Here is a 9,712-nt window from a genome sequence, read left to right as displayed (position 1 = left end):
GAGGGGGGCGAAGCCACCCTTCCTTATCTTGATGTTAGCGATAATTTTTTCTATTAGGAATATCACATTCAACTTAGGGCTGGTCAAAAAGCAATGGTCCTACCTGGTCAATTTTGAATGGTAAAAAACAATTTACGACCGAATTCAGATTCGGATTCAGAACTTTTCCGATCCAGGTATCGACGGTGTAATCTTTCCCATTCCAGACATACTCATTTGGTGCAACTGGTTTCTGATAGAAACTCCCCCCAACAATCCTGTCTTCGACCCCGAAAATGTACATGGCGGTGTCGATAAGAGATCTGCTCATAGTAACAACACGTTGCGGTTCATCCGGGATGGTGACGTCAACCCCTCGCATATCGGTGATGATCCGTGTCTCACCTGCTCCGGTCGAATCTCCCATGGAGGGCATTACAAAGCAGGCCGCAAACAAGAGGATTATCATCAGTAACAAAATCTGATGGGTTCCAAAAATTTTTCGGATACGTAAAAAACCAAAAGGCATAGTTTGATATTCATTAAAAATATAATAAATATTACTTTTTGATAAAATCGTAACTAATTATATGTGTGAATTTCAAATGACTATTACAAGGTAACCTGTGAATTATGATATCAGAAAAACATATCAACCGAATTATTACTCGTCTTGGGTATGAGGCTCATGACGATTTTTCGGAGCGAAGAAAAATTTTTATTATTTTCCTTCTTTTGGGTCTGGTAATTCTGGCCGGAGTAATATCCCTTGTGCTGGGGGCTTACAATATCTCCGTTGAACTCGTGTACAAGACACTCTTCCTTCACCTGACGATGGGTGATGTTTCAACGATTTCAAAATTACACAACACCATTATCTGGGATATCCGGTTCCCCCGATTGTTGCTTGCTGTATCGGTTGGTGGTGCTCTTGCGATAGCCGGTGCAGTATTTCAGAGTGTATTCAGGAATCCACTTGTCGAGCCCTATATTCTGGGTGTTTCATCTGGTGCAGCATTCGGGGCAGCTCTTGGAATTCTTTTTCATACAATCTTCTTTTCAATTCAGATTTTTGCTTTTATTTTTGCCTCACTGGCCGTTGTTTTTGCATACTTCCTGGCACGGGTCCGGGGCCAGACACCCATTGTAACACTCATTCTTGCCGGAGTTATCGTCGGATCGATTTTTTCTGCATTGGTTTCGTTTCTTAAATATATAGCAAATGATTCAGCCCTTCGTGAGATTGTATTCTGGCTCATGGGTGGTTTTTACTATGCATCATGGAACGACGTCAGAATGCTGACTCCGATGGTGATTATCGGGTTTATCATTCTCTGGTCACTAGCCTGGAAATTAAACATTTTATCCATGGGAGATGAAGAGGCACGGACTCTTGGAGTAAATCCGGAAAAAAACAAGGCTATTGTTATTGCAATTGCAACAGGCATTACCGCATTTGCTGTATCGCTTGTCGGTATTGTTGCCTGGGTCGGACTTATGATGCCTCATGCATCGAGAATGCTTTTAGGACCGGACAACCGGTTTGTGATTCCTGCCTGTTTTCTCATGGGAGCTTTTTACCTGCTGATCTGTGATACTCTTGCCAGAACTCTGACATCTACAGAAATTCCGATAGGAATTATTACTTCGCTGCTTGGGGCTCCATATCTTTGTTATCTGCTTCGGAATAAAGGAAAAAGTATTCTTGGGTGATTATTATGTTACACATTTCAGATCTCTCATTTCGGTATGCACAAAAACCAGTATTGTCTGATGTATCATTTTCAGTAGAGCCCGGACAGTTATGCGGGCTCTTTGGTCCGAATGGTTGTGGAAAAACAACACTGTTTAAATGTTGCCTCCGGTTTTTGCCGATTGAACAGGGAAATATCCGGATGAATTCCACTGATGTCAGTCATCGTTCGGTTGAAGAACTTGCAAAGACAGTTGCATATGTTCCCCAGGAGCATAAACCTCCGTTTCCCTATCTCTCACGTGAAGTGGTCCTGATGGGGAGGACGCCCCACATTAAAGGATTTTTTGGTATTAAAAGACAGGACAAGGAGATTGCTCGTGATGCTATGGACCAGCTTGGTATACTGGACATTGCTGATGAACCATATAATCAGTTATCCGGTGGGCAAAGACAGATGGTGCTCATGGCACGGGCCATTGCGCAGGATACTCCACTTCTTTTTTTGGATGAACCAACTTCTGCTCTCGATTTTCAAAACCAGATGAAGATTTGGGGATTAATGGAGGACATCGTTGCTGAAGGAAAAACAATCCTTGCATGTAGTCATGATCCCAATCATGTGGCATGGTTTTGTGACAAAGTGATAGTGCTTTCGAATAATGGTATACTTGCACAGGGAGAACCTGATAGTGTTATCAGCGAAAATACCCTTGATCTAATCTATCAGAATACCTGTTCAGTATGTTCAGCCGGTGGTGTCCCCATGGTCATGCCTAGGACAGTTGCTGCCCGTATGGTAGCGTAAAATCCAGGTTCTCTTTTTTAAAGTCTGATAATGTTTAATTTCTTTCAATTATAAAAATTTCTTATATCGCTGATTTCTTAAAAACCAATGCTTTAAATCTCAAATCATTATCCTTATATGTTGAATTATAGATACTTTATGTGAAAAGTGGTAGGTATATGGGCATATATTATGATAAATTTAGGAAAAATCACATCGCGCAGTGGTGTGTCAATGGTAAAGTGCATGACCTGAAAAATTCGATATCAATCGGGGATCTGAAGGAAAGAGGTGGTCAGCATGAGTAATTCTCACATAATCAGGATAGTTTCATTGGTCCTTTTATTGCTCCTCTTTATCAGTTCAGCCCCCGTACTTGGGGATCAGGATCAATACCCGCGAACGATTATTGATGGAACTGGTGCTGAAGTAACCATAGATCATGCTCCGGAGAGAGTATTTGCTATTAGTACCGGACTTATCGGAACCACGATGTATATTTTTGGGGAAACAGACAAGATTGTTGGTAAAGGTGGCTGTACGAAAGGACCGGCAAATGTTGAGACCAATTATACATACAACGGGAAAAAATATAGTCATACAACTCCATGGGCAGTAGAAGCAATCCTTTACCCAAAATACCTGGATGACGAGGCTTTGCCCTTTTCTGGTTCTCAATGTCAGGAAAATATTGAAACAATAGCCAAAACAAATCCTGACATAATTATTATCAGTACAAGGGCCTGGGGTCGCGACAATGGCGAGGGATGTAAAAAGAGCATCGAGACGATGAAAAAGTTAGGTGTTCCCGTTGTTGTTCTCAATGAGATTGCCGTGTATGACCAGGATGAAACTGAGGTAGTGTATAAAGAAATTGAACTTTTAGGAGAAATATTCGCGAAAGAAGATAAGGCACAAGAAATTATTGATCTCCTAAAAGAACAGGTCAAATTCATCCAGGACAGAACAAAGGACATTCCTGATGATGAAAAGAGATCCTTCATGTATGCCGGTATATCTACACGTTGCCCAGGTCAGGGTGGTGTCAGCTTCGTAGAAGGTGTTGATCAGTTAGAGTCAATAATGCTTGAAAATATTGTCAATGCAAAGAATTCGTATACGGGAAATGGCCGTCAGGTCATGTCCAGGGAGCAGATGCTGGCTTTGGATCCTGATGTGATTCTCCTCCCCACAGCACAGGGAGTACATACTCCTGATGAACTCTATTATGATGAGAGGTTTGTGGACTTACAAGATATGAGGGCAATAAAAGAAAAGAGAGTAACAGGTCTTCCTTTAATTGGCTGTCGTACTGAGAGACTGAGTTTTCCCGTTTCTCTCATGGTTGCCGCAAAAGCTATCTATCCGGAGAGATTTGGAGACATAAAAGTTAATGACTGGGTAGATGAATATCATCGTAAACTGTATGGTGTTGATGATGATACTCTTCAGGAGATCAAAAAAGGAATGTGTCTTGAGTGGATGGCTGATGCAGGGTTTTAACTCTGTACCTTTTTTTGTATTGCACATTTTGCAAGTAAATTTTTTCAATTTTTCCGGAAAACTACTGTTCAAGGAATCCGGTTATACAGAACTCCTGAAACGGTTTTTCGGTACAATATTAAAGCGAACATTTATTCATTTTTTGCAGAATTCAGGGTTTTAACAACTTGAAATATTACTCAAAAATATTTCATAAGATTTATTATGAATATCTGCAAATAGTCTATACTCAAAGGTTGTTTTTTAACCATGTATTAAGAACTATTAAAAATGACATTTGAGAAATTTGCACCTCATTTTCTTTAACAAAATTTGAGGAAAAAATATGAAACAAATAAAAAAATTGGTCATTCTTGGAATTATGTGTCTCTTTCTTTTTTCAGGAGTTGTACAGGCTCTTGAAGAAACCGGAGATAGTACCAATGAAGAATTTCGAACCCTTGTTGACAGTCGGGGGGTTGAAGTAACAATCCCGGCAAACCCTGAGCGGGTTGTGACCGTTTCGGATGGACTTGTCGAAGAGATCATGTGCATTTTTGGGGATGACGACAAACTTGTGGGACTCGGATCGAAAGGTCTTATATATACCGGAGATTTTGGCTATCCTCAGGAAAATGGTCAGAATGTAACGATCTCGGGAGGAAAACATCTTGCCCTTGCTCTTTCACCGGATATCAAAGATTTACCGTTATTTGTTGACTGGGGCACAGCATTAAACCTTGAATCGTTAGCTGCTCTTGATCCTGATCTTGCAATTATCCGGCTTGGAGACAGTGCATTTCTCTCATGTGAAGATGAAGTTGCAAAAAAAAGTATCGAACGGATTGAATCGATAGGCATTCCTGTTGTTGTATTGTATAGTCCGAACTGTTATGACAATGCTGATCCGACGATGATCTCTGATGAGATAACAATCCTTGGCAAGGTTTTTGGAAAAGAAGAGAAGGCTCAGTCGGTCATTTCTGCAATTGAAGAGAGGAAAGAGTTCATCCTGGGTAGGACCAGAGATATTAGTGATACAGAGAAAAAGAGTGTTCTGATATTAGGTCTTTCACCAATGCACCGGACTGAAACAACTGCCGGAATTGCATGGGGCCTGAAAACACCAGAGTCATTCATGATTGAGAAAATTGTGAATGGGAAAAATGCATTCCGGTCAGATACGAACGGGTTCCAGGTTATTAGTTATGAACAGATCCTCGCCACTGATCCGGATGCAATAATTCTAGGGACTGCAGCCTGGTATTCACCACCAGGAGAACTCTATGATGCACCGTATTATGAAAAATTACGGGAACTTCATGCAGTCAAAGAACAAAATGTTGCAGTATTCCCATACGAACCCCGTAATGGAGCGAGAAGACTTGAGTTTCCGGTGGATCTCATGGTAACAGCAAAAACGACATATCCGGAATTATTTGAGGATGTTGACCTGAAGGATTGGACGAAGACTTTTTATCAGGATGTCTTCGGTGTTGATTCATCGATGGCTGAAAAATTATGGTCCGCACAACTGATGAACTATAATGAATAACAATTTCTTTTTTTCTAAGTCTTAACCTGTAAATTACTCTATGAAACAAAATGGTCTGATTAGTAATGGAACAGAGATGAATTCATGTTGCAGGACAAAAAATTGGAGTGTTTCCTGTTCCATTCCCTTGAATTTGTTGATAAGGTATTATCACTGGCACACCATCATGACAATGAACATCGGCTTTAACTCCATAAACTTCTGCAATATTCTCCGAAGTAAGAACATCACAGGGTTTTCCTGCTGCATGAATACTTCCCTTTTTCATGAGAATTATCAGGTCGGAAAACCGTGAAGCCATATTGAGATCGTGAACTGCCATGAGGGTAGTGATGTGCTCTTTTTCAACCAGGTCTGATACTATTCTCATGACATCCAGCTGATGCCAGATATCAAGATTGGACGTCGGTTCATCCAGGAGCATCAGGTCTGTCTCCTGCACCAGTGCCCGGGCTATGAGGACTTTTTGTTGTTGACCGCCGGACAATTCATTAAAGGAATGAAGTGCAATATCTTCAAGGCCCAGCAGGGATATAACGTCCCAGACTCGTTCTTCATCTTCACCAGAACTTGCCCATCCAAGATGAGGTCTTCGACCCATGAGGATCATATCAAAAACAGAATGTGGAAAGATCCGAACCGAACTTTGCGGGACATATGAAATCTTTTTTGCAAGATCCCTCCGGTTAAATGATGAAACGGTTACCCCATCAACAGTGATATCACCTTTTTTCGGGTTTAAAATCCGGTCTACACATTTGATAAATGTAGATTTTCCTGATCCATTTGGTCCCAGGATAGAGACCAGGTTTCCTTTTGGAATTTCCATGCACATCCCGGAAAAAACCGGGGTTGACTCATAGGCAAATTCCAGGTTTTGAACCGAGAGTTTTATGTTCATTGCCAGAACTCCTTTCGTTTTCCTTTCAATACCAGGTACAGGAAGAACGGTACTCCAAGAAGAGCGGTCATAATTCCTGTTGGAATGATAGTAGGCCCGATAATGTTCATTGCCACAGCGTCTGCACAGATAAGAAGACATGCTCCCAATATTCCAGAAGCAGGAATCAGGATACGATGATCCGTTCCGATAAGCATCCGGGCCATGTGGGGAGCAACAAGACCGATAAACCCGATGGTCCCGGTAAAGCAGACGATCGTCGCAACGAGAACGGATGAAACCATCATGGTAACCATTCTTACCCGGTTTGCATTTACTCCAAGACTGAGCGCTGAGTCATCTCCGATTGTCATCAGGTTCAAATCCCTGGCCTTTGATAGAAGGATAGGAGTACATATGACAAATATCGCAACAAACAGTCCAAATTTACTCCAGGAAAATGCAGAAAGATCTCCCATTCCCCAAAGAGACATGAGCCGGAGTTGTTCATCATTTGCAAAGTACGCCATGAGCTGAGACAGGGATGAAAACAGGTAATTCACTGCAATCCCTGCAAGAATAAGTGTTTCTGAGGTTGCTCCCTTCAAGGCTGCAAGTGACACAATAAAAAGCGAACAAAGCATTGCAAATAAAAATGCATTTGCTATCAGGAGATATTCTCCGCCAATAATCGCGACTCCGAATACTGCAGCAATGGCGACGCCAAAATGTGCTCCGGATGAGATTCCAAGGGTAAAAGGGCTGGCGAGAGGGTTTTTCAGGACGGCCTGCATGACACAGCCACAGATGCCAAATCCAAATCCGGCAAAAATCCCGCCAATGATTCTTGGAAACCGGATATTCCAGACAACCTGCTCAAACACTTCATCCATGTTGAAGATTCCGGGCAAATACCGTGCAAGGAGTGTTTCATATACCTGGGGTATGGTCATCCCAAGTGGGCCCAGAGTAATGATATAGGCAACAGCAAAAGTGATGAGGAGGACTATTCCGGTGAGAAATGCAATTTTTCTCCCTAACAATCTCCGATATTCTTTTTGAACTTTAATGAGTTTTTCACTTCGTTTCTGCCGGTGATTCTTTGCAGCTTCAGAGACAGGTTCGTAGCTTGAATTCATTCGGCACGATTCTCCTTCTCCCACCAAATCCTGGCACGCCATCCGTTTCGTTGCATAACCAGGTGGCCATCATCAGTGTGTGTAAGTTTTTCTGATAAGTGCTCTTTTAGAATAGGTATCTCATCAGGGCTGATATCTCCCCTTTCTGCCCACCAAGAGACTGCTTCCTCCAGGTTTTCATATCGGTGTTCTGTCCGGGTGGGGTGAACCTCGATATTTGCATAGATGCCCATGTCATGCAGAACTTGTGCAATAAAGATGTAATCCGGCCAGAATCCCTTATCATTCTCTCTTCCAAGACGACTTTTCAATTCCGGATCCATCTGATGCCGCTCCGGACCTGCAAACCAGAGTATATGAACTGCTTTTCCGGCTGCTTCATCGAGTTTTTTAAGGCCATCTGCCAAGTCCGGAAACCCTAGTGAGTTTGAAGCAAAAACTACATCATGTACTGGAATATCCTCACCAATCTTTACATCTTCCCACCGTTTCCTGACGATGGTATAGTTGGAAAGGCCTGCATCCTCCATACTTTTTTCGAGATATGATGCCATTTTGGCTGATGGCTCAAGAGCAGTAAGGTGGGCTGCACATTTAGCCATCGGAACTGCAAATCTCCCTGTTCCGGCTCCCATATCAAGGACGGTATCAGAATTGGTAAGGTTAAGAGAAGGGATTACTTTTTCTGCTTCGTTGTTTCTGGACACTGCTTTAAAAAAAGAATGGGCCCGTTTGTCCCAGTCAACTCCCTCTGATCTTTTTCTCTGATGGAGAATTCGCCAGAGTTCGTTGTAATTGATAATAGTGTTCATGTGCTCTGGGTATTTGGAAACTGCAGGTAATCCATGTACTCTGAGAATACACCATCTACTCCGAGGAATTCTTTCATAATTGCATTACCCTCTGCTTCAAAGTTAATGTCCTTGAATTTTTCCGGGTAGAGAAGTTTTGCAATATAGAACATGTTAATCAGGTTCCGGTCATGGGGAGAACCACGGCAGTTTGGATAGAAGGTATTGTAGACCTTTCCCTCCTTCACTGCTTTGATTGACTGAAGTTCTGGTGCTTTCAGGATGAAATCAACCCCTGAATCTTCAGGTGTGCTGCAGGCGACTAAAATTACATCCGGATTCCAGGCGATAATCTGTTCAATTCCTACATTTACATTCCCATCAGCAGCATCTTTTGCAACGTTAATACCGCCGGCAAAGGTAAGAGGTTCATATTTGTTGTCAGTACGAGTGAAGTCTCTCCCTTCTTTGGCATCATAGAATCCTTTCATTGCCCCACGGGTAGCGAAATATACCTTTTTCTTTTCGCTTTCCGGGATAGTGCTTGAGATATCGGTGACTTTCTTTACTTCACCGTCGATGAATGAATTCAGTGCTTTGGCTTCCGTCTCTTTTCCAAGAACATTACCTACCGCGGTAATATGCTTCTTTATTCCATCAATGGTATAATCTGGAGCTGCAACAAAGACCGGGACACCAACATGCTCCTGGACCTCATCTGCTTCTTTATCTGATGACATCAGGATTATATCCGGAGTTAAGGATGCCATCTGCTCCTGGTTCATTGTATACCTGGTATTGGTTACCGGAAGGTTGTCAAGACCCCCTGGTGTAACTCCTTGCCAGCAGGCTTCACAGATTGTTTCATTGTTTGAACCCATGGGACAGACACAACCACCGGTTTCAACTGTGCATTCATCTGATGCAACCAATTTGTCTCCGTCACCAAGAGCGATTACAATTCGTGAGTTATCTGGATTATTGGTAATTATCCGTTCAATTGGTTTTTCAATGGTGATTGTTCGGCCTGCCAGGTCAGTCACCGTTCGCGGATATGAATCATCTGCAAAAACCGGCTGGAATGACAATGCGATAACAAGAAATGCCAGTAATGGCATCAAATATTTAAAATTTATTTTCATGATACACCGAATGAATTGTGTGATTTCGAATATTTTTTAGAAATCACTATGTGCTATTTTATTTCTCATCAAATAAAGTATGCGAAATTGTATTTTTGTTGTACTAAAGTTTGTAAAAAAAATTTTATGTAATAATTAATTGTAATTGAAGAATTTTTATTTGATTGCATTGTTTCCTTCATCATCCATACCAATGTCCTAAATTTTTTCCGGATAGAGTATTTTTGAAAAATAGAGTAAGTATGCCCGTTTTCGGGAATGGTG

The 9,712-nt window shown here is 41.8% G+C and carries 9 protein-coding genes; 4 read left to right on the top strand and 5 right to left on the bottom strand.

Annotated features, from left to right (window positions below):
- Positions 1-73 precede the first annotated feature (73 nt).
- Positions 74-448: an ABC transporter substrate-binding protein gene (locus DLD82_RS17240; protein WP_146199851.1), complete on the bottom strand. Its 375-nt coding sequence runs from the start codon at positions 446-448 to the stop codon at positions 74-76.
- 164 nt (positions 449-612) lie between these two features.
- Between DLD82_RS17240 and DLD82_RS17235 the strand changes: the two genes are divergently transcribed.
- The 4 genes from DLD82_RS17235 (at position 613) to DLD82_RS17220 (ending at position 5,496) form a co-directional block, all read left to right on the top strand.
- Positions 613-1,692, top strand: a complete 1,080-nt coding sequence (locus DLD82_RS17235) for a FecCD family ABC transporter permease (RefSeq protein WP_109942373.1) — start codon at positions 613-615, stop codon at positions 1,690-1,692.
- Between the two features lie 5 nt (positions 1,693-1,697).
- Complete coding sequence (locus tag DLD82_RS17230) at positions 1,698-2,480, top strand: ABC transporter ATP-binding protein (RefSeq protein WP_109942372.1); 783 nt, start codon at positions 1,698-1,700, stop codon at positions 2,478-2,480.
- Between the two features lie 279 nt (positions 2,481-2,759).
- A complete protein-coding gene (locus DLD82_RS17225) occupies positions 2,760-3,962 on the top strand; it encodes an ABC transporter substrate-binding protein (protein ID WP_109942371.1) in 1,203 nt (400 codons plus the stop codon).
- Between the two features lie 325 nt (positions 3,963-4,287).
- Positions 4,288-5,496, top strand: a complete 1,209-nt coding sequence (locus tag DLD82_RS17220; protein ID WP_109942370.1) for an ABC transporter substrate-binding protein — start codon at positions 4,288-4,290, stop codon at positions 5,494-5,496.
- A gap of 82 nt (positions 5,497-5,578) precedes the next feature.
- Here DLD82_RS17220 and DLD82_RS17215 read toward each other — a convergent pair whose 3' ends face one another.
- From DLD82_RS17215 to DLD82_RS17200, 4 genes are read right to left on the bottom strand one after another with little or no spacing between them, the layout of a single operon-like run.
- The gene (locus tag DLD82_RS17215; protein ID WP_109942369.1) at positions 5,579-6,397 is read right to left on the bottom strand and encodes an ABC transporter ATP-binding protein; all 819 of its coding nucleotides are present in this window, start codon (positions 6,395-6,397) and stop codon (positions 5,579-5,581) included.
- Entirely contained in the window at positions 6,394-7,515 is a 1,122-nt protein-coding gene (locus DLD82_RS17210; protein WP_109942368.1) for a FecCD family ABC transporter permease, read from the bottom strand. The genes DLD82_RS17215 and DLD82_RS17210 overlap by 4 nt, the downstream gene beginning before the upstream one ends.
- Positions 7,512-8,327 carry a class I SAM-dependent methyltransferase gene (locus tag DLD82_RS17205; RefSeq protein ID WP_109942367.1) on the bottom strand — a complete coding sequence of 272 codons (816 nt, stop codon included), beginning with the start codon at positions 8,325-8,327 and terminating at the stop codon, positions 7,512-7,514. Before DLD82_RS17205 ends, DLD82_RS17210 begins: the two co-directional genes overlap by 4 nt.
- On the bottom strand, positions 8,324-9,448 hold the full coding sequence (locus DLD82_RS17200) for an ABC transporter substrate-binding protein (protein ID WP_109942366.1): 1,125 nt from the start codon (positions 9,446-9,448) through the stop codon (positions 8,324-8,326). The genes DLD82_RS17205 and DLD82_RS17200 overlap by 4 nt, the downstream gene beginning before the upstream one ends.
- Positions 9,449-9,712 lie beyond the last annotated feature (264 nt).

It is taken from the genome of Methanospirillum stamsii (genome assembly GCF_003173335.1).
Lineage (GTDB): Archaea > Halobacteriota > Methanomicrobia > Methanomicrobiales > Methanospirillaceae > Methanospirillum > Methanospirillum stamsii.
The sequence above is the reverse complement of the archived record's forward strand: the minus strand, read 5'-3'. Positions and strand labels throughout refer to the sequence as shown.